Genomic DNA, 25831 nt, shown 5'->3' on the forward strand with positions numbered 1-25831 from the left:
CTTCAACGCCCTCGGCACCGCCGAGATCGAGCGCGTGGCATGAGCTTAATGGGGTAAGGGGAAATCACGCCTCAACGCCGAGTTCTGCAACAACGCCCAGCACACTACGGCTTTTCACCCAGCCGGCCATGCGCTCGCATTGCTCCTCAATGTTGGATTCGGCATTGGCTTTGGTGGCGGTGTCTTGCGCGCGCGATGCCTCGACGCTCGCCCGCCAGCGTTGCTGCCGAAACCAGTTATCCGCAAAGCTGACCTTCGAACGGGTGAACCCTGCCGTTTCCTGCGCGTAAGCTAGTACTGCCTTCCTGATCTCGTCCGGCTGGAAGCCTGCCGCTAATGCTGCCTGAAAGTGTTCGATGCAAGCGGTCCTTCCCCGACGGCGGTCTTCCGGGAATGCGGTCCATACTTTCTCGAAACTTTCACCCTCCGCCTGTAGAGCGCTGTCGCGCGTAGGTGGTTTCTGGATGGTTCTAGGGTGGTTTGGGGTCCGCTCTGGCCCCGGTCCCCCGTCCTCTGCGGACCCGGTACGGGGGTCGTTCTGGACCCCGTCCGCTCTGGCCCCGGTGCCCTTATCTGGGTCATGGATTGTCTCAAGCTGCGTCACCGCCTCGAGGTTAATCCGGTAAATCGCGGTGTACCCGTTCACGCATGCTCGGCGACCCGATTCGATCAGTATCCCTTCTGCAATAAAGCCGGAGATCGCCCGCTTGACAGTGGTGTCGCCGAGCTCAGTCTGTCGGGCGATGGTACCTTTGCTACACCAGATGCCAGAGCCATCGTCACTGGCCTTGTCGGCAAGGAGCATGATGATCTGCTTGCGCACAGGGCTACCAAAGCGACGCTCGGCACAGAGGTTGGCGACCTTCCAACTCATAGCTCGCCTCCATGGATGGAGCTGGCATTAGAGCGGGCATTTCGAGCAACGAACGACCTATCCCGGGCAAATTTGCAATAAAACTGGAAACCTGATTTATGCTCAAAATCGTTTACAGCCTTGCTGTAACCCGTTGATATCAGACTATAGGGAAACCGGGTGCGTTTACGGGAATATTCATTGATTTCAATGCAATTGTTCGGATTGCAAATCCGTGAAGACCGGTTCGATTCCGGTACCCGCCTCCAACACTCCCTGAGCGAGGGGCCACCCTGCATGATCTATGACGCCACGACCCGCATCGCCGAGGCTGCGCTGTGTCTGCGCGCGCGCATGGGCGGATCGGCGGCGTTGCGCGAACGGCTGGTCTGCGGCACACGGCCCGGCCGCGATCTGGGTCCATGCGGCATCCGTCGGAGAGCTGACCTCGGCCCGCACCGTCATCGCGGCGCTGGCCGCGCGCCACCCCCTGACCGTCACCACCAACAGCGAGACGGGCCGCGCGCTGGCGCAGGACTGGGGCCTGCCCGCGCGGCTGGCGCCGCTGGACCTGCCCGGCGCGCTGGCGCGGTTCCTGGACGCCACCCGCCCCCGCCTGGCGCTGACCGTGGAGGGAGAGTTCTGGCCCCTGCGATCACGGCTGCTGGCCGAGCGGGGGGTGCATCAGGCGATGATCGGGGCGCGGATGTCGGAACGCTCTGCCGGGACCTGGGGGCGGTTTCCGCGCATCATCGGCCCGATGCTGGGCCGCATCGCCGCCCTGTCGGCGCAGGATCAGGGCAGCGAGGCGCGCCTGCTGACCCTGGGCCTGCCGCATCGCGCGCTGCTGCCGCGGCTGGACCTGAAGCTGCTGGCCCCCGCGGCTCAGCCCGCCACGCCACAGGGTGCGGCACGCGACCGGGTTATCCTGGCGGCCTCGACCCATGAGGGCGAGGATGGGCCGGTGCTGGACGCCTTTGCCGCGCTGCGCGCTACGCGGCCCGACCTGCGGCTGATCCTGGCACCCCGCCATCCCGACCGGGCCGATGCCATCGCGGCGCTGATCGCGGCCCGCGACCTGCCCATGGCGCGGCGCAGCGCCGGGGCCGATGACGCGCCCCAGGGCGGCGTCCTGCTGGCCGACACCCTGGGAGAGATGGCGCGCTGGTATGCCCGCGCGGGCCTGTGCATCATCGGCGGCAGCATCGCGGATCATGGTGGCCATACGCCGTGGGAACCCGCCGCCCATGCCTGCGCACTGCTGCACGGGCCGCATCTGGGCAATTTCATCGAGGCCTTTGACGCGCTGCACGCGCAGGGCGCGGCGCGACCTTGGGAGGACGGTCTGGCGCCGCTGATCGACCGCCCCGAGGCCGCCCGCGCCATGGGTCGCGCCGCCCGCGCCGTGCTGGAGACGCGGGCGGGCGACCCCGACGCGCTGATCGAACGGCTGGATGGCCTTGCGAAGGCGCCCGCCTGACCCGATATATCAAGCACATGACAGGAGCGTTTCGATGATCCGCTATGCCTTGCGCTGCGACGAGGGCCATGATTTCGACGGCTGGTTCCGGTCCTCGGATGGGTTCGAGGCGATGCGCGATGCGGGCCATGTCACCTGTGCGCAATGCGGCACGACTCGCGTGGACCGCGCCCTGATGGCACCCGCCGTGGCCGAGAATCGTCCCCTGACCGCGCCCCGCAACCCTGCTGAGGCCGCGCTGGAGGCCCTGCGCCGCAAGGTCGAGGAAAACTCCGATTACGTTGGCCTCAGCTTTGCCGAGGAGGCCCGCGCGATGCATGAGGGCAAGCGCCCCGCTCGCGCCATCCACGGCGAGGCCCGCCCCGAGGAGGCCCGCAAGCTGATCGAGGATGGCGTGCCGGTCGCCCCCCTGCCCTTCCGTCCCCGGCAGAAGGCCAACTGACGCCCCCTTGCGGTTTGCCGCACCCGCCCCTAAAAGCCCCGCCGACGCACATCCTTTGGCTGGAGGCCCTTGATGCCGCTTCTGGTAATGAAATTCGGCGGCACTTCGGTGGCCGATCTGGACCGGATCAGGAACGCCGCCCGCAAGGTGCAGCGCGAGGTCGATCGCGGCTATGACGTCATCGTCATCGTCAGCGCCATGTCCGGAAAGACGAACGAGCTTGTGGGCTGGGTCGAACAGACGCAGCCGATGTTCGACGCGCGCGAATACGACGCCGTCGTCAGTTCCGGAGAGAACGTGACCGCGGGCCTGATGGCCCTGACCCTGCAGGAGATGGGCGTACCCGCGCGCAGCTGGCAGGGCTGGCAGGTGCCGATCAACACGACCGCCGCCTATTCGGCCGCGCGTTTCGTGGACATCCCGCGCAAGAATCTGGACCAGAAATTCGCCGAAGGTTTCAAGGTCGCGGTGGTCGCGGGGTTCCAGGGCGTGTCGCCCGAGGGCCGCATCACGACGCTGGGGCGCGGCGGGTCGGACACGACGGCGGTGGCCTTTGCCGCGGCCTTCGGGGCGGAACGCTGCGACATCTATACCGATGTGGACGGGGTCTATACCACCGATCCGCGCATCACGTCGCGCGCCCGCAAGCTGCCCCGCATCGCCTTCGAGGAGATGCTGGAGCTGGCATCCCTGGGGGCCAAGGTGCTGCAGACGCGGTCGGTGGAACTGGCGATGCGTTACAAGGTGCGGTTGCGGGTGCTGTCCTCCTTTGAGGAGACCGACGAAACTTCCGGCACGCTGATCTGCGATGAGGATGAAATCATGGAATCGAAAGTCGTCAACGGCATCGCCTCGTCGCGCGACGAGGCCAAGATCACGCTGGTCACGGTCGAGGACCGGCCCGGCATCTCGGCCGCCATCTTTGCGCCGCTGGCCGATGCGGGCGTGAACGTCGACATGATCGTGCAGAACATCTCGGAGAAGGATTACGACGATCATCCGGGTTCGGTGACCGACATGACCTTCTCGGTGCCGATCAATCAGGTCGAGCGTGCGAAACGCGCCATGGAAGAGGCTCGCCAGTCCGGCCACATCGCCTATGACGAGCTGGTCGTCGATACCGAGGTCGCCAAGGTGTCGGTCGTGGGCATCGGCATGCGCAGCCATGCGGGCGTCGCCGCACGCATGTTCAAGGCGCTGGCCGATGAAAACGTCAACATCAAGGTGATCTCGACCTCCGAGATCAAGATTTCGGTGCTGATCGACCGGAAATACATGGAACTGGCCGTGCAGGCGCTGCATGATGCCTTTGAACTGGACAAGGCGTAACGCCTTCCGGTCGGGTCCCTGACCGGGGAACCGCAAAACCAGAAGGCGGGCCAAGCGATGCAGGATCGCACCGACAGCGACTCGCGCAAGCTGCTGCGGCGGCTCAAGGAAATCCTGGCCGCCGCGGGCGGGGGCCAGGACAGGCTTGACCAGATCACCCATCACATCGCCGATTCGATGGGGACCGAGGTCTGCTCGATCTATCTGTTCCGCGATGCCGACACGCTGGAGCTGTGCGCGACCGAGGGGTTGCGCCCCGAGGCCGTCCACCAGACCCGCCTGCGTCTGGGCGAGGGTCTGGTCGGCCGCGTGGCCCGCACCGGCCGCTATGTGAACACCGCCGACGCGCCGTCCCAGCCCGGCTTCCGCTTCATGCCCGAGACCGGCGAGGAGGTCTTTCCCGCCTTTCTGGGTGTGCCCATCCAGCGGGTCGGCGAACGCTTGGGCGTGTTGGTCGTGCAATGCGCCACCGCCCGCCAGTTCAGCGAGGACGAGGTCTATGGCCTTGAGGTCGTCGCCATGGTTCTGGCCGAGATGACCGAGCTGGGCGCCTTCCAGGGCAGCACCTCGGACAGCATGCCGCTGGCGCATCGCTTTCCGCTGATGATCCGCGGCGGGACCGGACAGGAGGGCGCCGCCCAGGGCCGCGTCTGGCTGCACGAGGCGCGCGTGGTGATCGCCAACCCCGTCGGCGACGACCCCGACAAGGAGCTGATCCGCCTGCATGAGGGCGTGGACCGCCTGCGCAGCACCGTCGACACGATGGTCGCCGCCGCCGACATGGTCGGCGAGGGCGAGCATGCCGCCGTGCTGGAGACCTATCGCATGTTCGCCCATTCGCGCAGCTGGCTGAAGCGCATGGAGGAGGGCATCCGCCTTGGCCTCTCGGCCGAGGCCGCCGTCGAAAAGGAGCAGTCCACCGCCCGCGCCCGGCTGGAGATGGCCTCCGACCCCTATCTGCGCGACCGGCTGCACGATCTGGACGACCTGTCGAACCGGCTGCTGCGCATCCTGACCGGCCAGGGCCGCGACACCGGCGCCGAGATGCCGGAGAACCCGATTCTGGTCGCCCGCAACATCGGCCCGGCGGAGCTGCTGGAATATGGCCGCCGCCTGAAGGGCGTGGTTCTGGAGGAGGGGTCGGTCGGCAGCCACGCGGCCATCGTCGCCCGCGCGCTGGCCATTCCGCTGGTCATCCACGCCACCCGCATCACCACCGAGGCGCTGAACGGCGACCCGATCCTGGTCGATGGCGATCAGGGCGTCGTCCATCTGCGCCCCGAGGAATCGGTCCACAAGGCGTTCCTGGACAAGATCGCCATGCAGGCCGAGGCGCAGGACCGCTATGCCGACCTGCGCGACCTGCCCGCCATCGGCACCTGCGGCACAACGATCCAGATGTACATGAACGCGGGTCTGATGGCCGACCTGCCCTCGCTTGAGGGGTCGGGCGCCGAGGGCGTGGGCCTGTTCCGCACCGAATTGCAGTTCCTTGTGCGCAACCATGTGCCGCGCCGGGCCGAGCTGGCGGGTCTTTATGCCCGCGTCATGGACAACGCCCAGGGCAAGCCGGTGATGTTCCGCACGCTGGACATCGGGTCCGACAAGGTGCTGCCCTACATGAAGCCGCAGGACGAGCCGAACCCTGCAATGGGCTGGCGCGCGATCCGCGTGGGCCTGGACAAGCGCGGCGTGCTGCGGATGCAGCTGCAGGCGCTGATCCGCGCCAGTGTGGGCCGGCCGCTGCACGTGATGTTCCCCTTTGTCGCGGACATCACCGAATACGAGGCCGCGCACCGCATCCTGATGCAGGAGATGGCGCGCGAGCAGCGTCTGGGGCATTCCATGCCCAGCGACATCCGCGTGGGCGCCATGCTGGAGACGCCGTCGATGGCCTTTGCGCCGCGCCGCTTCTTCGAGATGTGCGATTTCGTGTCGATCGGCGGCAACGACCTGAAACAGTTCTTCTTCGCCGCCGACCGCGAGAACGAGCGCGTGCGCCGCCGCTATGACACGCTGAACCTGTCGTTCCTGGCGCTGCTGCGCCAGATCGTGCAGCGCTGCGACGAGGCGCGCGTGCCGCTGTCCTTCTGCGGCGAGGATGCGGGCCGCCCCATCGAGGCGCTGGTCTTTGCCGCCCTGGGCATCCGGCGCCTGTCAATGCGCCCGGCGTCCATCGGGCCTGTCAAGCACCTGATCCGCCGCGTCAGCATCACCGATCTGGCTCAGGTCATCGCCGATGCCGAGGCCGAGGGCCTGACCAGCGTGCGCGGCCCGGTCACGGCCTGGCTGGCGCGGCAGTGAACCGCCCGGGCCACTTGCGGCTTGCCCGGATGGCGCTTATCGGCTGATAAGAGCTTAAGCCGGACAGCAGCGTTGCTGCACTGCGGCGGCCTGCTATAATCCACCATCCCTGTCGAGACATCCCCGGATATGAAGCGTCGCCAATTTCTCAATGCTGCCACCGCCCTGGCTGCCGGCGGGTCCCTGCTGGCGGTGCCCGCCCAGGCCCAGCAGGCCCAGGAACCAACGGGCTTTGGCCCCACCATGCCCGAACCCTTCGGGTTCGAGACGGTGGCGGCCCTGGCCCAGGAGCGGTCCGCCCGCGTCTATGTTCAGCCCATCTCGCAGTTGGCGGGCAGCTTTGCCAACCTGAACTATGACCAGTATCGCGGCATCCGGTTCCGGCGCGAACATGACCCGCTGGCGCAGAACCCCGATTTCCGCGTGGACCTGCTGTCTCCCGGCTCGATCTTTTACGAACCGGTGCAGATCAACCTGGTCCGGGGCGGCATCACGCGTCCGATTCCCTTCGACCCGGCGCTGCTGGAATTCGACGAGCGGTATTTCCCCGATGGCGGCGATGTGACCACCATCGGCAACATGGGCTGGTCGGGTTTTCGGATGCGCACCCCGCTGAACCGCCCCGGCGTGATGGACGAGTTCATCGTCTTTCAGGGCGCCAGCTATTTCCGCGCGGTGGCGCGGGGCACGCTTTACGGCCTGTCGGCGCGCGGCCTTGCCATCAAGACCGGCAGCCCGGACGGCGAGGAATTCCCCCTGTTCACCGATTTCTGGGTCGTCGAGCCAGAGCCCGGCGCGCAGTCGGTGCGGATCTATGCGATCCTGGACAGCCGGTCTGTCGCGGCGGCCTTCCAGTTCGACGTGACCCCCGGCGCGGTCACCATGGTGCGCACGCGCGTGGCGCTGTTCCCACGCGTGGACCTGCGCGAGACGGGGCTGGCGCCCTTGACCTCGATGTTCTGGTTCAGCCCGGCCTCGCGCCGCGTGGTCGACGACTATCGCCCCGCCTGCCATGACAGCGATGGGTTGCAGATGCAGACCGGCGCGAACCAGGCGCTGTGGCGCGGCCTGATGTCGCCGCGCAACCTGCAGATCAGCAGCTTTGTCGACCGCGACCCGCGCGGCTTTGGCCTGGTCCAGCGGGCCCGCGACTTCGAGACCTATCAGGATGCCGAGGCGATGTATCACCTGCGCCCCTCGGCCTGGATCGAACCCGAGGGGACCTGGGGCGAGGGCGAGGTCCGCCTGATCGAGATCCCGGTCGAGAACGAGTTCAACGACAACATCGTCAGCTATTGGCTGCCAGCCGCCACCATCCCGCGCGGCGAGCGGACCGAGTTCCGATACCGCCTCAGCTTTGGTGCGCTGCCGCCCAGCAGCCTGCCGCTGGCCAAGGTGCGGCAGGTCCGGTCGGGGCGGTCCGTCAATGTCGAGACGACGCGGAGCTATGTCATCGATTTCGACCTGGGCCTGTTCCGCGAGACGCTGCCGAATTTTCAGGTCAGCGCTTCGGCCGGCCGGGTCGTGCATGCCTATATCAAGCCGCTGCCCGATCAGGACGTGCTGCGCCTGGCCTTCGAGTTCGAGCCGGGGCGCATCCAGCTGTCCGAGCTGCAGGCCGTGCTGACCACCCCCGAAGGCCTCGCCCTCAGCGAGACCTGGCTGACCCGCTGGACGGCATGAGCATGGCGACCGACATGCCGACCGCCGGAGGGACTGATGCCCGACCGGCCGACCCCATCGTGCCGCCCGCCGCCCCCCTGACCATGCCGGTGCAGGATTTCGCCCGCGCGCCCCAGGGCGGGCCGGGTCGCCGCCAGAACAGCCTGCGGGTCTGGATGGCGCGCCTGATCGCCTTTGGCGGCACGGCGGCGCTGGCGGTCTATGGCTTTTCGCAGATGCTGGCGGCGTTCGGCGCCGACCCCAAGCCGATGCAGATCGCGCTGCTGGTGCTGTTCGTGCCGACATTCGCCTGGGTCGGATTCTCGTTCTGCGGGACGCTGGCGGGGTTTCTGGCCCCGCGCCTGACCACGCCGGACGGCCCGAACGACGCCCGCGTGGTCGTGGTCATGCCGATCTATCACGAGGATGTCGCCACCAGCACCGCCCTGCTGGTTGCGCTGGCGCGCGAGCTGGAGGCCGAGGGCATGGCCCAGCGGACCGAGATCTTCGTGCTGTCCGACACCCGCGACCCGGCCATCGCCGTCAATGAGACGCTGGTGGTCCATGCCGCGCGCGCCCTGTCGCCCTTGCCGATGTGGTATCGCCGCCGCCTGACGAATGACGACCGCAAATCGGGCAACTTGGCCGAATTCGTGCGCCATTGGGGCGGGCGCTATGACCAGATGGTCGTGCTGGACGCCGACAGCGTGATGTCGGGCGCGACCATCCGCGCCCTGTCCGCCCGCATGGCCGCCGATGACCGCGTGGGGCTGATCCAGACCATGCCGATGCTGGTCGGCGGAGAGACGATCTTTGCCCGCCTGACCCAGTTCGCGGGCCGGGTCTATGGTCCGATGATCGCGCGCGGCGTCGCCGCCTGGTCGGGCGATACGGGCAATTACTGGGGCCATAACGCGATCGTCCGCGTGACCGCCTTTGCGCAGGCCTGCGGGCTGCCGCGCCTGCCCGGCACGCCGCCCTTTGGCGGCACGATCCTCAGCCACGATTTCGTCGAGGCGGCGGCGCTGTGTCGCGCGGGCTGGTCGGTGCGCCTGGATCACGACCTGCGCGGCAGCTATGAGGGCTGTCCGCCCACGCTGCTGGACATGGCCGTCCGCGAACGGCGTTGGGCGCAGGGCAACCTGCAGCATTCCCGCCTGCTAGGGGTCAAGGGGCTGCGCGGCATCAGCCGGGCACATATGATCATCGGCATCATGGGTTTCCTGATGAGCCCGCTGTGGCTGGCGCTGATCCTGGTCGGCCTGATCCTGTCGGCGACCGTGCTGCTGTCCACGCCGGAATATTTTCCCAACGCCTATCAGCTGTTCCCCGACTGGCCGGTCTTTGACAGCCGCCGGATGCTGTGGCTGTTCGCGCTGGCCATGGCGCTGCTGCTGCTGCCCAAGTTCATCGCCACCTTCCGGGCCTGGGCGCGCCCCCTGGCGCGCAATTCGGGCGGCCGCGTGCGCATCTTTGCCAGCGCCATCTTCGAGACGATCCTGTCGGCGCTGATCGCGCCGGTGCAGATGCTGGTCCAGACCCGCCAGATCTTCGAGATCCTGTCGGGCCGCGACAGCGGCTGGAACGCGCAGACCCGCGCGGGGTCGATGCCGACATGGGGCGTCGTGCTGCGCCATCACTGGGCGCATGTCGCCCTGGGCGCGGGGACGCTGATCGTGCTGGCCAGCTTTTCGCCCGCGCAGCTGATCTGGCTGTCGCCGATCCTGGCGGGGCTGATCCTGTCGCCGGTCACCTCGCGTCTGTCGGCCAGCCCGGTCTTTGGCCGGTGGGCCCGGATGCGCGGCCTGCTGGTCACCCCCGAGGAACGCGACCCGCCCGCCATCCTGACCGAGGCCACCGCCATCGCCCGCGGCCTGCCCCAGGCCGATACCGGTCCCGACAGCCTGCTGCGCCTTGGCCGCGACGCGGGTCTGCTGGCCCGCCATGTCGCGATGCTGGCGCCGCTGCCAGAGGCGCTGCCGCGTTCGGTGCATCTGGCGCGGATCACCGCCGAGGCCAAGATTGCCCATGCCCCCGATCAGCGCCAGGCGCTGGCCGATATGGACCGCGCCGAAACCGACGCCATGCTGCTGGACCCGGCCCTGTTGACGCGCTGGAGCAGGCTGCCCGCATGAATCGGCTGATCGCTCTGGACATGCTGCGGGGCTATGCCCTGGTCAGCATCATGGTGAACCACATGCCCATCTCGGTCATGCGGGGCTGGACGCTGCCGAATTTCTCGATCTTCGACGCGTCAGAGCTGTTCGTGCTGCTGTCGGGCTTTCTGGTCGGCCTGGTCTGGCGCAGCATCGAGGCCCGCGACGGCCGCCGCGCGGCGCAGCGCCGCTTTGCCCGCCGCGCCTTCGAGGTCTGGCGCGCGATGCTGGTCGGCGCGCTGCTGATGGCGCTGCTGTCAGCGGCGCTGCTGGCATTGGATCGTCCGCATACCGCGATTTGGAACCAGTACGCGGTCTGGGTGCTGGAGAACCCCCTGGGCTATCTGGGCACGGTCGCGACCTTCTGGGTCCAGCCCAACATCATCGACGTGCTGGCTCTGTATGTGATCCTGATGGTGGCCGCGCTGGCGGTGGTGCCGCTGATGGTGCGCTGGCCCTGGCTGGTGGCGGTGGGGTCGGTCCTGCTGTGGTGGCACGCGCCGGCGCTGAACGCGATGATCCCCAATCACCGCACCCAGGGCGGGTTCCTGTTCAACCCCTTTGGCTGGCAGATGCTGTTCTTTACCGGGGTGGCGATGGGCCTGTTCCGCCAGCGCATCATGGCGGCCTTGTGGCCGTGGCGGCACCTGCTGACGGTGCTGGCCCTGGGGATGTTCGCCTTTGGCAGCGCGATCGTCATCGGCGCGCGCATCGGGGAACCGGCGCTGGCCTTCCGCGAGGCGCTGAAGCTGGTCTATGGCAGCATCGACAAATGGAGCCTGGACGGCACCCGCTATCTGGCCATCGTCGCCGCCGCTTGGCTGGTCGCGGCCCCCTTGGCGCGGCCGATGGCCTGGCTGGCCGCCACCCGCCCCGGCGTGGCCCTGCAACAGATCGGCAAGGGGGGGCTGTTCGCCTTTGTCGCCTGCGTGCTGCTGTCGGTGCTGGGCGACGCGTTCCAGATGACCCCGGCCGAACAGCCGATGGGGCGGCGGCTGCTGGTCGATCTGTGGGCCTGCCTGGCGCTGTGGTGGGTGTCCGCGCTGTGGCTGGACAAGGGCGCGCCCCGTCTGCGCGCCCGCAAGGAGCGGCGCGCCGCCCTGCGAACGCGCTAGGCGTCCCGCCTCAGCCCACCAGCGCGCGGGCGTTGCGGCGGTGACGCTCGGCCATCTGGCGCACCATGCGGTTGGGCGGCAGTTCGCGCGCCGGGCTGGGCTGATGATCGGGCAAGGCCAGCTGCGGGAACAGGGCCATCAGCTCGTCCCGCGCGGCGGGGCCGACCATGCGCAGCGCCTGCGCCCCGGCATACAGCGATTCGGTTTCCGCCCCGTTCGAGGTCACGACCTCATGCTGGTCGAACATGACGTGGTGATAGGTGACCTCGGTCAGATCGGTCGCCAGGTCGAACCCGTCCAGGACCAGCAGCTGCTTGGCCGCCACCAGAACCTCGGTGGTGCCGAACATGCGCTGCGCGATCCGCGAGCGCACCAGCACCCGATGCTGCGGCGACACGACCAGATCCTGCGCGGGCGACCCCGCACCCAGGGCGCCGGCCCGGATGCGCACCGGCACCAGCCGCGGATGCCGCCGCAGCATGGCCGCCGACAGGTGCTGAGAGCCGGTCCAGCGCAGCGGCTGCGGTCCGTGATCGCGCGTCATGACCAGATCGCCCACCCGCAGGTCTTGGACGGGCACCGCGCCGTCCGGCGTCTCGATCAGCGTGCCTTGGGCAAAGCAGACGATATCGATGATCTCGTCATCCAAGATCAGACGACCATCCGGGTCGACATCCACGCTGATGACCACGGTGTTCAGAACCTGCTGGATGAAATCGGCGGAATCGGTGAACAGCGCGCGCAGCGGTCCGGGCAGCTGCGCGAATACGCTGTCCAGATCGCCATCGACCGTGGCGATGGGAAGGCCCAGCACCTCTCCGGTGATCGAGACGCCCAGGTTCGAGGCGTTGAGGGGCGTGTCGCTGATGAAATACGCCTGGCCATCCGCGCCCTGCATCAGATGCCCCTCCAGCGGGTTCAGCTGCACCGACAGCCCCGTGCCCAGCACGCCGACCGATACGCTGGCGGTCGAGATGGTGGCGCTGCCCAGATAGGTTCCCGGCACCGGGGTGCCACCCACGACGGGCGCCAGGAAATCGCCGTCCACCACCTCGTTCGGGCCCGCGGCATCGTCTTGGACATTATAGCTGTCGATGGTCTGCCCCGGCCCCAGATCATTGAGCACCAGCGTCGGCGGCAGGGTCAGGACGGGCGAATCGACCGATCCGGTGATGGTCGTACCTTGCAGTTCGGTCAGGACGGGCATGGGCATTTCCTTCTTGAAGGCATAGGTCCGCAGTCCCGCAAACCGTGGCGGGTCGGACAGACACAAGGGAGGCGATCTGGCCGCAGGTCAGGGACCCGCGCGACCGGCAGACAATGGCACCGGAGCGCGCTTTCTTGGGACAGGAACATCACCCTGCCGCCCGGGAAAACGCCACGTCCGGGATCAGCGCTCCTGCGGTCCAAAGGCCCGATCGGACGGCTGACCCTACAGGCCGCAAGGCCCGCCGATTCTCTATAGCATCATATGTCTACAATTTTAAGAACCAAACGGTTCATACCGTATTTTTGTTGGCACAATAGACTTTGCTCCCCCTCCTGCCCGACGCAACGCCGCTTCGGGTCGCGCTGCCGCGCGGGGGAGACTTACGGTAAGTTCGTCAATCACGGTTGTTTCGCCTCCAACCGCTCACATGGTGACAAAGTAAGGCAGTCTCCGGATACCACTGTCGCATTTTGGCCGGATATATCGATGTTATCGGGGGTGATCGCTGAAGTGTCTTGGATGCGCGCGTGCAGTCAGGCTATGCACGCAAGGCTATCGGGTGATCGAGCGCGGAGAGCCGGACACGAGGTTCATCATGACCTACGCCAATGGCATCAAGTCGTGGCGCGTGTCTCAGACGTTCCGCATAGCTTGCAACGTCTGAGGGTCTTTCAGGACAAGCATCGGAACAGAACTCTTCGCGGCGATGCTGCCTAGCAGTCGAGAAGCTAGTTTTTCAGGGATATGGTGATCGCGGGCGCCGCGATCGCTGATCCAACGGACAGCCGCGCCTCCGCTTCGCTCTGGCACGCCTGACGATTTTTCATTTCGTTTTTCCGCCTGTTATCCGGCCGGCGATCCGAACACGGGCTCTGGTCCCGCTGCGCGTCAGCCTCCACGGAGAAATCCGGTTCCTCCCACGCGCGTGGCGCGCGGGCCCCTCCCAATTTCACCGCTCCGGCCCCGTGTGTCAGATCACCGTCCGGCCGCAGGGTGGGCTTCGCCACTGGCGGAACAGGAAGGAGCGGGCGGAGATGTGCGACCACCAAAACGCAAAGCCGTGACGCAAACGAAAGTCTTGCTTGGTGTTCACAAGGAGGAAATGGTGCACCCGGAGCGATTCGAACGCCCGGCCCCCAGATTCGTAGTCTGGTGCTCTATCCAGCTGAGCTACGGGTGCAACATGAGGGTGGAATTAACGGGCACGTCCGGGGGATGCAAGACCGAAAACACAAAAATCCGAAACCTTTTTTGCCCGACTCAGCGGCGCGCCGTTCAGGCCAGTGACGCATTCGTCCGCAGGGCCAGATCGGCCATGCCGCGGGGGATGTGGATGCAGAACTGGCTGCCCTCGGCATCGCTGCGCAGCAGATCAAGGCGACCGCCATGCCCGCGCACCAGATCAGCGGCGATGGTCAGGCCCAGGCCCGTGCCGCCGCGGCGCGTGCTGCCGGTGAAGGGCTTGAACAGGTATTCGCGCGCACGGTCGGGCAGGCCGGGGCCGGTGTCGCAGACCTTGATCCACCAATCGGTCTCGGATTCGCCAGCGCCGATCTCGACGGTCCCGGGCTGGCGGGTACCCTCGATGGCCTGACGGGCATTGCGCGCCAAGTTGGCCAGCACGCGATACAGCTGATCGCGGTCGGCGCGGATCACCAGGCTGGGCGGGATGTCGGTCAGGAACTCGACCTGGCCCGCGGCCTCTCCGGCCAGGCTCTCGGCCTCGATGACCTCGGCGGCCAGCTGCGCCAAGTTGAAGCGCGACAGCGTGGGCGCGGGTTCCTCGGCCTTGCCGAAGGCCAGCGTCGTCTCGCACAGGTTCACCGCGCGGGTGATCGAGTTCACCAGTTTGGGCGCGGCGCGGCGGACCTTGGGGTCGGCGCTGTCCTCCAGCCGGTCCGCAAAGATCTGCGCCGTGGTCAGGATGTTGCGCAGATCATGGCTGATCTTGGCCACCGCCTGTCCCAACTGGGCCATCCGCTCCTTCTGCTTCAGGGATGACGTAACGGTGCGCTGCATGGATTGCAGCGCGGTCTCGGCGTCGCGCAGCTCGGCCAAGCGGGCGTCGGGGATGATGATGTGGCGCGCATCCTCGGGGGCGCTGGCATAAGCGGTCATGTGGCTGATCACCCGGCGAATCGGCACCAGGATCAGCCGCTGCGCCGCCAGGAACAGCAGCACTGCCGTCAGGATCGAGAATGCCGCCGACACCAACAACAGGCGCAGGCCATAGTCGATCATCGCCTCGCGCAGGGGCGCCGTCTCCATGGTGATCTCGATCAGCTGCCCCGCCTGGTTGACGGGCGCGCCGATCACCCGGATCACCCGGTTGCGGCCGTCGGCCAGCGCCACAAGCGAATCGTCGATGGTCTGCAGCACGCCTTCGGAGCGCAGGTCATAGGTTGCGTCGATCGGGCCGGGAATCGGCGAGGACAGGACCAACTGACGAATATCGTCGCGCCGCAGCACGACGTTGAACACGCCCGCGTTCTGCAACAGCTCGGATTCCAGGTCGGAGGCCAGCGATTCGTCGGTCGCCAGCAGCGCCAGGCTGGCGATCTGCGCCCGCTCCAGCCGGCTCTCCAGATAGTCCAGCCGAAACCCCGCCAAGGACGGCAGCAGGATGAACAGCTCTGCCAGGATGACGAACATGGTCGTCAACGCGGCGAATCGGCCAGAGATCGTGTTCAATCGCATCGTGTCCGGGTTATGGTGGGGCGACGACCGCTTGTCAGCCAAGCGATTGCGGGTTTGCACATCAAACGAATGTGATCAAGGCAGGGTTCCCTTGGCCCGAATGCCCGAATTTAAGGGTTTGAGCGGTTGACGCGGGCCTGTCGGTCCACTATCCAGCGGGCTTCGAACAACCGGCGCCGTGGCGCAGGGCAGATGACTGCAACCTGCCCCGTCCCGGACCGCCCCGCAAGAACCGATCCGGAGACTGACCATGAAGCGCACCTTCCAACCTTCGAACCTCGTTCGTGCGCGCCGTCACGGCTTCCGCGCCCGCATGGCCACCAAAGGCGGCCGTCTGGTGCTGAACCGCCGCCGCGCCAAGGGCCGCAAGCGCCTGTCGGCCTGATCAACCCTGATCCTGCCGGCGGTCACGGCCGCCCCATGAAGGCTTTCGACATGCCGCCTCTGCCCCATCCTGCTGACGATCAGCCCCAGGATGTCGGCACGGCGGCATTTCGCATGCCGCCTGTTCTGCAAAAGCGTGCCGATTTCCTGGCCGCCGCCCGCGCACGCCGTCAGGGCATGCCGGGATTTCTGCTGCAGGCGCGCCGGCGGGACGATGACGGGCCCGTCCGCGTGGGATTCACCTGTTCCAAGAAGGTCGGCAACGCGGTCGCACGCAACCGCGCCAAGCGCCGCCTGCGCGAGGTCGCGCGGCTTGGCCTGCCCGGCCGCGGCATTGCGGGGTGGGATTACGTCCTGATCGGCCGGCCCGAGGCCACCATCGCGCGCGATTTCGCCGCCCTTCAGGACGATTTCGCCCGCGCCATCACCAAGATCCACGCATGAGCCCGCTGGCGCGTCTGGTCGCGCTGCCGGTGCGCGGCTACCGGCTGATCGCATCGCCCTGGGTCGGCCATGGCTGCCGGTTCCAGCCGACCTGCTCGGCCTATGCGCTGGACGCACTGGCGCGCCACGGCGCTTGGCGGGGCAGCCTGCTGACCCTGCGGCGCATCGGGCGCTGCCACCCCTGGGGCGGCCACGGCTATGACCCGGTGCCCGGCGCCGACCCCGACCATGACGAGGCCCGCGATGCTGGACGACGCTGACGACACCGAGATCCACGCCCTCTTCTCCGGCGCCCCCCAGGGCACCGAGTTCCGCAAGCTGCGCAAGCGGCTGGTCCGAGAGACGCGCGCGGCGATCGACGATTACGGCATGGTGCGGCCCGGCGACCGCTGGCTGGTCTGCCTGTCGGGTGGCAAGGACAGCTATACCCTGCTGGCGATCCTGCATGAGCTGAAATGGCGCGGCGTGCTGCCGGTCGATCTGCTGGCCTGCAATCTGGATCAGGGCCAGCCGAACTTTCCGGCGACCGTGCTGCCCGAATTCCTGCAGGCGCGCGGCGTGCCCCACCGGATCGAATATCAGGACACCTATTCCATCGTGAAGGAAAAGGTCCCCGCCGGGCGCACCTATTGCGCGCTGTGTTCGCGGCTACGGCGCGGCAACCTCTATCGCATCGCCCGCGAGGAGGGCTGTTCGGCCGTCGTGCTGGGCCATCACCGCGACGACATCCTCGAGACGTTCTTCATGAACCTCTTTCATGGTGGCCGGCTGGCAACCATGCCGCCCAAGCTGCTGAACGAGGAGGGCGATTTGACCGTCCTGCGCCCCCTGGCCTATGTGGCCGAGGCCGATTGCGAGCGGTTCTCGCAGGCGATGGCCTATCCGATCATCCCCTGCGACCTCTGCGGCAGCCAGGAGGGCCTGCAGCGCGTTCAGGTGAAGCGCCTGCTGGACGAATGGGAGGCGCGGACCCCCGGGCGGCGGCAGGTGATGTTCCGGGCCCTGATGAATGTGCGCCCGTCGCATCTGCTGGACACCGGACTGTTCGGTTTTTCATCGCTTTTCCCCCTGCAGGACGGGAACCAGGGCACGGAACCCCCGATCCTGCGTGATCGGGACGACCTCCATTAACGGTACGACAAGCAATTTGATCTAATTCTGATACCGGTGATTCCGTGAAAGGTCCGGTATGTCAATGAATGTGAGCCGTCTGCTCTCGCCCCTGCGCAACCTGCTTTGCGGCGTGAACCGGAGACAGGATCTGTCACGCAGCCTGCTGTTGCTGCGGGTGGAAAACACCGAGACCCTGGGAACCATCCTCGACAAGGTCGCCATGGGGCATCTGCTGGTCCAGCTGTCCATGTCGCTCGGCCGCGCGGTGCGCCCCTATGACCCGGTGCAGGTGTTGGCGCCGGGCCTGTTCGCCTTTGTGCTGCGCGACCGGACGGACCGGGATGCCTTGCAGGTGGCACGCCGCCTGCACCAGCAGGGTCAGGCCCCGGTGCCCCTGGCGGGCCAGCACGTCACCCCGGTGATGACCGGCGTGCTGATCCATGCCGAGGCCCCCGACCTGCCCTCGATCCCCGAGCTGGTCGAGAATGCCCGCCAGCGGATGGACATGGTGCAGGATGCCTTTCTAGGCCAGCTTCAGCTGTTTCCGCATGACCGGGCGCTGACCCGCCCCGGCCTGATCGCCACCGTCAGCGACGCCGTGGCCGCAGCCCAGATGCAGGCCTGGTTCCAGCCGCAGATCAGCTGCCACTCCGGCCAGATCACCGGGTTCGAGGCTCTGGCCCGCTGGAACCACCCCACGCGCGGCGTACTGGCCCCCGGGGCCTTCATGCCGCAGATGTCGGCGGCCGATCACAACACGCTGACGCTGTTCATGCTGGCCCAATCCATGGCCGCGCTGAAGACCTGGGATCAGGCCGGGTTCGACGTGCCGACCGTGTCGATCAACATCTCGAACTGCGAACTGTCCGGCCGGGGCTTTGCCGATTGCCTGCTGTGGGAACTGGACCGCCACGAGATCGCCCCCAGCCGCCTTGTGGTCGAGGTGCTGGAAAGCGTCGGCCCCGTCACCAGCAGTGGCGAGACGCGCGACAACCTGCGCAAACTGGCCAAGGCGGGGTGCCAGATCGACCTGGATGATTTCGGCACCGGCTATGCCAGCCTGGATGCGATCCGTCAGTTCGGCATCAACCGCATCAAGATCGACCGCAGCTTTGTCACTGCCTGCGATATCGATGACGCGCAGCAGCGCATGATCCTGGCGATCCTGGCCCTGGCCGAACGGCTTGGCATCGCCGCCCTGGCCGAGGGCGTCGAGACGCGCGAGGAATACGCCTTTCTGGCGCAGATGGGCTGCGACGAGGTTCAGGGCTATGCCATCGCCAAGCCGATGCCGCTGAGCGACAGTCTGGACTTCCTCAAGCGCCATGCCGATGCGGCGGCCCGTCTGCCGACATTGGCCAAGCGGCGCTGACCGACCCGGCCCACGCCCGCCCGGCCGCGCAAAACCGCGACCGGGCGCGGCGTTTTCCCTGCATTCGCTTGCCAAACGGCAAATCCGCTTGACCTTTCGGGGTGCGTTCTGTTGAACCGGCCCGACTGACGCGATGACAGTGGTGAGGGAATGGAAGACAACAACCGCAATCTGATCCTGGCGACGGTTCTGTCGTTTCTGGTGATCCTGGTCTGGTACACGGTCTTCGCCCCGGAACCCGTATCCGATCAACCGTCCGGCGTTCCGCTGGCCGAACAGAGCATCGGCGACCAGCCGCTGACCCCCGCGACGGGCACGACCGCCCCCGCCGATCTGGCCGAGGCACCGCCCGCGGGCGAGCCGGTGGGCCGCGTCGCGATCCAGTCGCCGGCACTGTCGGGCTCGATCTCGCTGGCGGGGGGGCGCATCGACGACCTGCTGCTGACCCGCTATCAGGAGACCCTGGACGAGGGGTCGCCCGACGTGCGTCTGCTGTCGCCCTCTTCGGCGACCGCCGATGACAGCGTGAACATCAACGTGACCCGCCCCTATTACGCGGTCTATGGCTGGACCCCGGGTCCGGGCGTGGACGCGGCGCTGGTGCCCAACCCCGCGACCGTCTGGACGCTGGAATCGGGCGACACGCTGGCACCTGGCCAGCCGGTGACGCTGGCTTGGGACAATGGCGCGGGCCAGATCTTCCGCCGGACCTTTGCGCTGGACGAGAACTATCTGTTCACCATCGGCCAGAGCCTGCAGAACGACGGCGACGCCGCCTTCTCGGCCGCGCCCTACGGCATCATCGCGCGCCACGGCCGTCCCGACACGCAGAACTTCTTCGTGCTGCACGAGGGCGTGGTGGGCATGCATGACGGCACCCTGATCGAGATGAAGTACGACCGCATCGCCGAACTGGACCCGATCGAGCGCGAGGGCCGCGCCCAGGTGTTCGAGGTCAGCGGCAACGGCTGGATCGGCTTCACCGACAAGTACTGGATGACCTCGCTGGCGCCCGCGCCGGGCCAAGCCTTCACCGCGGTGGTGAAATACGCCGATGGCGCCGACATCTATCAGACCGAAGCCCGCTTTCCGATGCAGACCGTCCAGCCCGGCACCCAGCTGAGCGCCGACAGCTATCTGTTCGCCGGTGCCAAGGTCTGGGAGGTCATCCGCAGCTATGAGGAGAGCCCCGGCATCCAGCGTTTCGTCGATTCGATCGACTGGGGCTGGTTCTTCTTCCTGACCAAGCCGATCTTCCAGCTGCTGCATTGGCTGCATGGCATCATCGGCAACATGGGCTGGGCGATCATCGCGCTGACCTTCGTGCTCAAGACGCTGGTCTTCCCGCTGGCCCGCAAATCCTACATCTCGATGGCCAAGATGAAGGAGCTGCAGCCGCAGATGGAGGAGCTCAAGGCGCGCACCGGCGATGACCGCATGAAGTTCCAGAAAGAGGTGATGGAGCTTTACAAGCGCGAAAAGGTGAACCCCGCCGCGGGTTGTCTGCCGATCCTGCTGCAGATCCCGATCTTCTTCTCGCTCTACAAGGTGATCTTCGTCACGATCGAACTGCGCCACGCGCCGTGGTTCGGCTGGATCCAGGATCTGTCGGCACCCGATCCGTCCAGCCTGCTGAACCTTTACGGCCTGCTGCCCTTCGGCGTGCCGGCACAGGGAACGCTGCTGCATTCGCTGACCCTGCCCGCGCTGGCCATCGCCCTGGGCCTCAGCATGTGGTTCCAGCAAAAGCTGAACCCGGCGCCCACCGATCCTGCGCAAAAGATGATCTTTGCCTGGATGCCGTGGATCTTCATGTTCATGCTGGGCGGCTTTGCCTCGGGTCTGGTCCTGTACTGGATCACCAACAACGTGATCACGATCCTGCAGCAATACACAATCATGACCATGCACGGCGCGCGGCCCGACCTGTTGGGCAACGTCAAGTCCTCGATCCCGGTGCGCAAGCGCCCCGGCGACAAGCCCGGCAAGGGAGGCGCCGGAAAGTGACCGCGTATCTGGCCCTGATCCGCCGCCATCCGATCAAGTCGGTCGGCGGAGAGGGGCTGGAGCAAGTCACCCTGCAGGCAGGCCAGCGCCTGCCCGGCGACCGGGAATGGGCCATCCTGACCGAGGCCGGAGAGCGTCACGCCCTGACCAGCCAGACCGAGGGGCAGCCGGACCGCTGGCTGCCCAAATCCTGCTTTCTGCGCGGGGTCGCGTCCCCTGCGCTGCAGGCCGTCACCGGCGGCTGGCAGGGCGACCAGCTGGTTCTTGACCACCCCGCCCGAAGCCGCATCACGCTGGACCCCGCCCGCGACGGGGCGCGGCTGATCGACTGGCTGCGCCCGCTCTGGCCCGCCGACGCCCCCGGGCCCACGCGTCTGGTGCGCGGGGCGGGCGTCTGGACCGACCAGAAATCGCCGCTGATCTCGGTCCTGTCCCTGTCCAGCCTGGCCGAGGTGGAGACGCGGACGGGCGGCACGCTTGGCACGCATCGTTGGCGCGGCAACCTGTGGGTCGCAGGCTGGGCCGCCTTCGCGGAACGCGACCTGATCGGCCGAACGATCCGCATCGGCGCGGTCGCGCTGCGGATCGCCGAGCCTATCGGGCGCTGTGACGCCACCAGCGCGGACACGGCCACCGGTCTGCGCGACCGTGATATGGTCGCCACGCTTTCCGGCCTGTATGGCCATACCGATTTCGGCGTCTTTGCCGAGGTCGTCACCGGCGGCACGATCCGCCTTCAGGATCAGGTCCACGCATGAAAGTCGCCTTTCCAACCGCCCCCGAACCCGAAGCCGCCGCCGCTGAGGCCGCGCGCCTGCTGTTTGCTGGCCCCGTCGATTTCGTGAAGGGGGTCGTCCACATGGACGGCCTGCCCCCTGCCGACCGCCCCGAGGTCTGCTTTGCCGGACGCTCGAATGTCGGGAAATCCAGCCTGATCAACGCGCTGACCGGGAGGAACAGCCTGGCCCGCGCCTCGAACACGCCGGGCCGCACGCAAGAGATCAACTATTTCGCCTTGGGCACCCACGGCTATCTGGTCGACCTGCCCGGCTATGGCTTTGCCAAGGCCCCCGTGGCCGTGGTCGCCAAATGGCAGGCGCTGCTGAAATCCTATCTGGCCGGGCGCCAGACCCTGCGCCGGGCCTTTTGCCTGATCGATTCGCGCCACGGCGTGAAGGATGTCGATCACGAGATCATGACCCTGCTGGACCGGTCCGCCGTGCCCTTTCAGGTGGTGATGACCAAGACCGACAAGCTGGGCCCCAACGCACTGCAACCCGTGCTGGAGCAGGTCCAGGAGGCGCTGCAAAAGCATCCCGCCGCCTATCCCGAGCTGGTCGTGACCAGTTCGGAAAAGGGCCACGGCATAGCCACGCTGCGCGCGATCATCGCCGGGCTGGACTGATCGCGCCCCGCGTCCTAGGGTCCGCCCCGTCAGACAGGGGCCCCCAAGGATGAGAACACAGACCATGAATCGTGACTGGATCGCCACCGCCCGCACCTTGTCCGAGGCCCTGCCCTACCTGCAGCGCTATTCCGGCTCTGTCGTGGTGGTCAAGTTCGGCGGCAATGCCATGGGCGACGACGAGGCCATGGCCGAATTCGCCCGCGACATCGTTCTGATGAAGCAGGTCGGCATGAACCCGGTCGTCTGCCATGGCGGCGGCCCGATGATCAACGACCTGCTGGCCCGCCTCGGCATCGAGAGCCGCTTTGTCCGTGGCAAGCGCGTGACTACCAAGGAGACCGTCGAGGTGGTCGAGATGGTGCTGTCGGGCCTGGTCAACAAGCGCATCGTCCAGGCCATCAACGATGCGGGCGGGCGCGCGGTCGGCATCTCGGGCAAGGATGACGACATGATGGTCTGCGAGGCCGACGACCCCGAACTGGGCTTTGTCGGTCGCCCGGTCGAGATGAACGTCCAGATCATCCGCGATCTGTACGGCGCCGGCATGATCCCGGTCATCGCCCCCGTCGCCACCGGCATGGAGGATAACGAGACCTTCAACGTCAACGGCGACACCGCGGCGGGTGCCATCGCGGGCGCGCTCAAGGCCGACCGCCTGCTGCTGCTGACCGATGTGACGGGGGTCAAGGACGCCTCGGGGCAGGTGGTCACGCAGCTGCATCCTGACCAGGTGCGCGCGATGATCGCCGACGGCCAGATCGCCGGCGGCATGATCCCCAAGACCGAGACCGCACTGAAGGCCCTGGACGACGGTGTCCGCGCCGTCGTGATCCTGGACGGGCGGGTGCCCAATGCCTGCCTGCTGGAGCTGTTCACCGAACACGGCGCCGGTTCGCTGATCCGCACGACCGAACCGCGGGTGACGCCGCGCGGATTGCGCCAGACCCCCAGCCCGCTGTGACCGGTCGCGAAGCGCTTGCTCCTGCGACGATGGCTGTGGCAGGCTGCCGAAACTGACGGCATGGCACAGGAGGCCGCTATCTCATGACCCCACTCGGACACCGACGCCTGATCCTGACCCGCCATGCGAAATCGGCCTGGGACGATCCCACGCTGGACGACCATGACCGGCCGCTGAACGACCGAGGGCGGCGCTCGGCGCGGGCCCTTGGCGACTGGCTGGCCAGCCGCGGATACGAGCCGGAGGAGGTGCTCTGCTCCTCGGCCGCGCGCACGCAGGAGACCTGGGCGGTCATCGCCGGGGCACCGCTGGAGGTTCGTCCCCTGATGCGCATCGAACCAAGCCTCTATCAGGCCGGGGCGGAGCGGATGATGGCGGTCCTGAAATCGGCCACGATGCCGACCGTGATGATGCTGGGGCATAATCCGGGCATTTCGGAATTCGCCGCGATGCTGCCCGCACGGGCGCCGACCGACCCGGATTTCCGCCGCTATCCCACCGGCGCGACCCTGGTGGTCGATTTCCAAGTCGACGCATGGGACCAGATCGCACCTGGTCAGGGCAGCGTCATGGATTTCGTGCGCCTGGACGGCCGCATCTGACCGCAGGGGCAGGGGCGACCCCCCTGCCCCCTTTGACGCTCAGTGCCCCAGGATCTGGCTGAGAAACAGCTTGGTCCGTTCGGATTTCGGGTTGTTGAAGAAATCGGTCGGGTTGTTCTGCTCGACGATCTGACCCTGGTCCATGAAGATCACGCGGTTCGCCACGGCTTGGGCAAAGCCCATCTCGTGGGTGACGCAGATCATCGTCATCCCCTCCTCGGCCAGCTCGATCATGGTGTCCAGGACCTCCTTGATCATCTCGGGGTCCAGCGCGCTGGTCGGCTCATCGAACAGCATGATCTTGGGCTGCATGCACAGCGACCGCGCGATGGCCACGCGCTGCTGCTGGCCGCCCGACAGCTGGCCGGGATACTTGTCGGCCTGCTCGGGGATCTTGACCTTCTCCAGGAACCGCATGGCGGTCGCCTCGGCCTGCTTGCGCGGGACCTTGCGCACCCAGATGGGCGCCAGCGTGCAATTCTCCAGCACCGTCAGATGCGGGAACAGGTTGAAGTGCTGGAACACCATGCCCACCTCGGAGCGGACCTTATCGATGTTCTTGATGTCGCTGGTCAATTCGACCCCGTCGACCGAGATGTGACCGGCCTGATGCTCCTCTAGGCGGTTGATGCAGCGGATCAGCGTCGATTTTCCCGAACCCGACGGCCCGGCGATGACGATGCGTTCGCCCTTATGGACGGTCAGGTCGATGTCGCGCAGAACGTGGAACGTGCCGTACCACTTGTTCATGTCGCGGATCTCGATGGCGACCTCGTCGCTGACCGTCATCTGGCTGCGGTCGATCGGACGTTCGATGGTTTCCATGGGAGGGGGTCCTTACCTGTGGTCGCGTTGCAGGCGGCGTTCCAGATACATCGAGTATCGCGACATGCCGAAGCAGATGAGAAAGAAGATGCCGCCGACGAAAATGAACGGCTCCCAATAGATGCCCTTCCATTCGACATTGGCGCGAACGGCGTCGGACATGGATTTCAGCGGGTCATAGAGGCCCACGAAGGTCACCAGCGTCGTGTCCTTGAACATGCCGATGAAGGTCGACACGATCCCCGGGATGCTGATCTTGAGCGCCTGCGGCAGCACGATCAGCCGCTGTGCCTTCCAGTAATCCAGGCCCAGGGCGTCGGCGGCCTCGTACTGGCCCTTGGGCAGGGCTGCCAGGCCGCCGCGGATCACCTCGGCCATATAGGCGGCGGCGAACAGCGTGACCATGATGATGACGCGCAGGATGATGTCGAAGGTCGTCCCCGGCGGCAGGAAGTAGTTCAGCAGCAGCGAGGCTACGAACAGCAGCGTGATCAGCGGCACGCCCCGGATGAATTCGATGAAGACCACCGACAGCGACTTGATCAGGAACATGTCCGATTGCCGCGCCAGCGCCAGCACGATGCCCAAAGGCAGCGACAGGGCAATGCCCGCGACGCCGATGGTCAGCGACAGCAGGAACCCCCCAAAGCGGTCCGAGCGGACCGATTCGATGGACAGCGACAGCAGCCCCTCGGCATCGCGGGCCGCGTCCCCCGCCAGCACCAGCCAGAAGATCAGCGTGACCACGATCGCCGCCACCGTCGCCACCAGCGGCGACACGCGCGACAGCAGCCGCCAGGCGACCCAGCCCAGAGCCGGGCCGACCAGCACGAAGATCGGGCCCCACAGGGTGCCGCCCCACAGGAACCACACCCCCAGCAGCGGATAGACGATGGAAAAGGGCAGCATCCAGGCGATGTTGCGCTCGGACAGGATCAGGCCAGTGGCCAGCACGATGGCGGCAAAGACCAGCCAGCCCGCAGGCGCGCCCAGCACGACCATCGCCCAGAGGGTCACCAGCGTGGTGATGGCCAGCACGACCCGCCGGATGGTCAGCGATGCGCTGAACAGCACCGGCGCCAGCGCGACCATCAGCAGACCAAAGGTCATCGTCGGGCGCCAGTACAGGTGCTGGGGATAGAAGCCGAACAGATACTGGTTCCAGCGCTCGCGGATCACCGCAAAGCAGGCGCCGCGCGCATCGGGGCCCCAGGTGGCGCTGATGATCTCACGGCATTCGGTCAGGCTGGACGCGTTCCAGACGGAATGCGCGAACCAGTCCCAGAAGGTGGCGACCAGGAACCACAGGATCAGCAGGCCCAGGACGGTCAGGATCGAATTGACCGGCCCCGAGAACAGGTTCTCGCGCAGCCAGCGCACGGCGCCCGATTCGCGGATCGGCGGGGCGGCGGCGGGCAGCATGGTGTCGCGCACGAAGGCGACGGTCTGGGCGTGGGTGTCGCTCAT

At 66.9% G+C, this 25831-nt stretch carries 22 protein-coding genes and 1 tRNA gene; 17 read left to right on the forward strand and 6 right to left on the reverse strand.

What is annotated here, in order from left to right:
- Positions 1 to 64: 64 nt before the first annotated feature.
- A complete protein-coding gene (locus ABS73_RS07010; protein WP_277020053.1) occupies positions 65 to 874 on the reverse strand; it encodes a hypothetical protein in 810 nt (269 codons plus the stop codon).
- A gap of 283 nt (positions 875 to 1157) precedes the next feature.
- On the opposite strand from ABS73_RS07010, the gene ABS73_RS07015 reads away from it, so the two are divergent.
- The 7 genes from ABS73_RS07015 to opgC all read left to right on the forward strand — a co-directional run bounded on the left by ABS73_RS07015 (position 1158) and on the right by opgC (position 11341).
- Positions 1158 to 2333, forward strand: coding sequence for a 3-deoxy-D-manno-octulosonic acid transferase (locus tag ABS73_RS07015; protein WP_286693419.1), 1176 nt, complete (start codon positions 1158 to 1160; stop codon positions 2331 to 2333).
- Between the two features lie 34 nt (positions 2334 to 2367).
- The gene (locus ABS73_RS07020) at positions 2368 to 2775 is read left to right on the forward strand and encodes a DUF1178 family protein (RefSeq protein WP_277020049.1); all 408 of its coding nucleotides are present in this window, start codon (positions 2368 to 2370) and stop codon (positions 2773 to 2775) included.
- Positions 2776 to 2847: 72 nt separating this feature from the next.
- The gene (locus ABS73_RS07025) at positions 2848 to 4104 is read left to right on the forward strand and encodes an aspartate kinase (RefSeq protein WP_136857464.1); all 1257 of its coding nucleotides are present in this window, start codon (positions 2848 to 2850) and stop codon (positions 4102 to 4104) included.
- Positions 4105 to 4161: 57 nt separating this feature from the next.
- The gene (gene ptsP / locus ABS73_RS07030; protein WP_277020047.1) at positions 4162 to 6408 is read left to right on the forward strand and encodes a phosphoenolpyruvate--protein phosphotransferase; all 2247 of its coding nucleotides are present in this window, start codon (positions 4162 to 4164) and stop codon (positions 6406 to 6408) included.
- Between the two features lie 129 nt (positions 6409 to 6537).
- Positions 6538 to 8091: an OpgD/OpgG family glucan biosynthesis protein gene (locus tag ABS73_RS07035; RefSeq protein ID WP_277020045.1), complete on the forward strand. Its 1554-nt coding sequence runs from the start codon at positions 6538 to 6540 to the stop codon at positions 8089 to 8091.
- A gap of 2 nt (positions 8092 to 8093) precedes the next feature.
- Positions 8094 to 10205: a glucans biosynthesis glucosyltransferase MdoH gene (gene mdoH, locus ABS73_RS07040; protein ID WP_286693420.1), complete on the forward strand. Its 2112-nt coding sequence runs from the start codon at positions 8094 to 8096 to the stop codon at positions 10203 to 10205.
- Positions 10202 to 11341 carry an OpgC domain-containing protein gene (gene opgC, locus ABS73_RS07045; protein ID WP_277020041.1) on the forward strand — a complete coding sequence of 380 codons (1140 nt, stop codon included), beginning with the start codon at positions 10202 to 10204 and terminating at the stop codon, positions 11339 to 11341. The genes mdoH and opgC overlap by 4 nt, the downstream gene beginning before the upstream one ends.
- A gap of 10 nt (positions 11342 to 11351) precedes the next feature.
- On the opposite strand, the gene ABS73_RS07050 is transcribed toward opgC, so the two are convergent.
- The 3 genes from ABS73_RS07050 to ABS73_RS07060 form a co-directional block, all read right to left on the reverse strand.
- Positions 11352 to 12548 carry a Hint domain-containing protein gene (locus tag ABS73_RS07050; protein ID WP_277020039.1) on the reverse strand — a complete coding sequence of 399 codons (1197 nt, stop codon included), beginning with the start codon at positions 12546 to 12548 and terminating at the stop codon, positions 11352 to 11354.
- Positions 12549 to 13654: 1106 nt separating this feature from the next.
- Positions 13655 to 13731 (reverse strand) — tRNA-Arg (locus ABS73_RS07055).
- Between the two features lie 95 nt (positions 13732 to 13826).
- Positions 13827 to 15248 carry a sensor histidine kinase gene (locus tag ABS73_RS07060; protein ID WP_277020037.1) on the reverse strand — a complete coding sequence of 474 codons (1422 nt, stop codon included), beginning with the start codon at positions 15246 to 15248 and terminating at the stop codon, positions 13827 to 13829.
- Between the two features lie 250 nt (positions 15249 to 15498).
- Here ABS73_RS07060 and rpmH point away from each other — a divergent pair, with 250 nt between their 5' ends.
- The 10 genes from rpmH (at position 15499) to ABS73_RS07110 (ending at position 23539) form a co-directional block, all read left to right on the forward strand.
- Positions 15499 to 15633, forward strand: coding sequence for a 50S ribosomal protein L34 (gene rpmH / locus ABS73_RS07065; protein WP_042247969.1), 135 nt, complete (start codon positions 15499 to 15501; stop codon positions 15631 to 15633).
- Positions 15634 to 15683: 50 nt separating this feature from the next.
- A complete protein-coding gene (gene rnpA, locus ABS73_RS07070) occupies positions 15684 to 16076 on the forward strand; it encodes a ribonuclease P protein component (protein WP_502686048.1) in 393 nt (130 codons plus the stop codon).
- The gene (gene yidD, locus ABS73_RS07075; protein ID WP_136857728.1) at positions 16073 to 16336 is read left to right on the forward strand and encodes a membrane protein insertion efficiency factor YidD; all 264 of its coding nucleotides are present in this window, start codon (positions 16073 to 16075) and stop codon (positions 16334 to 16336) included. The genes rnpA and yidD overlap by 4 nt, the downstream gene beginning before the upstream one ends.
- Complete coding sequence (gene ttcA, locus ABS73_RS07080) at positions 16320 to 17207, forward strand: tRNA 2-thiocytidine(32) synthetase TtcA (protein WP_277020034.1); 888 nt, start codon at positions 16320 to 16322, stop codon at positions 17205 to 17207. The genes yidD and ttcA overlap by 17 nt, the downstream gene beginning before the upstream one ends.
- A gap of 70 nt (positions 17208 to 17277) precedes the next feature.
- Complete coding sequence (locus ABS73_RS07085) at positions 17278 to 18561, forward strand: EAL domain-containing protein (RefSeq protein WP_277020033.1); 1284 nt, start codon at positions 17278 to 17280, stop codon at positions 18559 to 18561.
- A gap of 150 nt (positions 18562 to 18711) precedes the next feature.
- The gene (yidC, locus tag ABS73_RS07090) at positions 18712 to 20568 is read left to right on the forward strand and encodes a membrane protein insertase YidC (RefSeq protein WP_277020031.1); all 1857 of its coding nucleotides are present in this window, start codon (positions 18712 to 18714) and stop codon (positions 20566 to 20568) included.
- Positions 20565 to 21326 carry an MOSC domain-containing protein gene (locus tag ABS73_RS07095; RefSeq protein ID WP_277020029.1) on the forward strand — a complete coding sequence of 254 codons (762 nt, stop codon included), beginning with the start codon at positions 20565 to 20567 and terminating at the stop codon, positions 21324 to 21326. Before yidC ends, ABS73_RS07095 begins: the two co-directional genes overlap by 4 nt.
- Positions 21323 to 21973 carry a ribosome biogenesis GTP-binding protein YihA/YsxC gene (gene yihA, locus ABS73_RS07100; RefSeq protein ID WP_277020027.1) on the forward strand — a complete coding sequence of 217 codons (651 nt, stop codon included), beginning with the start codon at positions 21323 to 21325 and terminating at the stop codon, positions 21971 to 21973. The genes ABS73_RS07095 and yihA overlap by 4 nt, the downstream gene beginning before the upstream one ends.
- 64 nt (positions 21974 to 22037) lie before the next feature.
- Entirely contained in the window at positions 22038 to 22937 is a 900-nt protein-coding gene (gene argB / locus ABS73_RS07105) for an acetylglutamate kinase (protein WP_136857739.1), read from the forward strand.
- 83 nt (positions 22938 to 23020) lie between these two features.
- On the forward strand, positions 23021 to 23539 hold the full coding sequence (locus ABS73_RS07110) for a SixA phosphatase family protein (RefSeq protein ID WP_277020025.1): 519 nt from the start codon (positions 23021 to 23023) through the stop codon (positions 23537 to 23539).
- A gap of 39 nt (positions 23540 to 23578) precedes the next feature.
- Here the strand turns inward: ABS73_RS07110 and ABS73_RS07115 are convergent, their stop codons facing one another.
- Both ABS73_RS07115 and ABS73_RS07120 read right to left on the reverse strand, forming a co-directional pair.
- Positions 23579 to 24364 carry an amino acid ABC transporter ATP-binding protein gene (locus tag ABS73_RS07115; protein ID WP_136857743.1) on the reverse strand — a complete coding sequence of 262 codons (786 nt, stop codon included), beginning with the start codon at positions 24362 to 24364 and terminating at the stop codon, positions 23579 to 23581.
- Positions 24365 to 24376: 12 nt separating this feature from the next.
- Positions 24377 to 25831, reverse strand: a complete 1455-nt coding sequence (locus tag ABS73_RS07120; protein WP_277020023.1) for an amino acid ABC transporter permease — start codon at positions 25829 to 25831, stop codon at positions 24377 to 24379.

This window comes from Paracoccus sp. SCN 68-21 (assembly GCF_001724535.1).
Taxonomy (GTDB): domain Bacteria; phylum Pseudomonadota; class Alphaproteobacteria; order Rhodobacterales; family Rhodobacteraceae; genus Paracoccus; species Paracoccus hibiscisoli.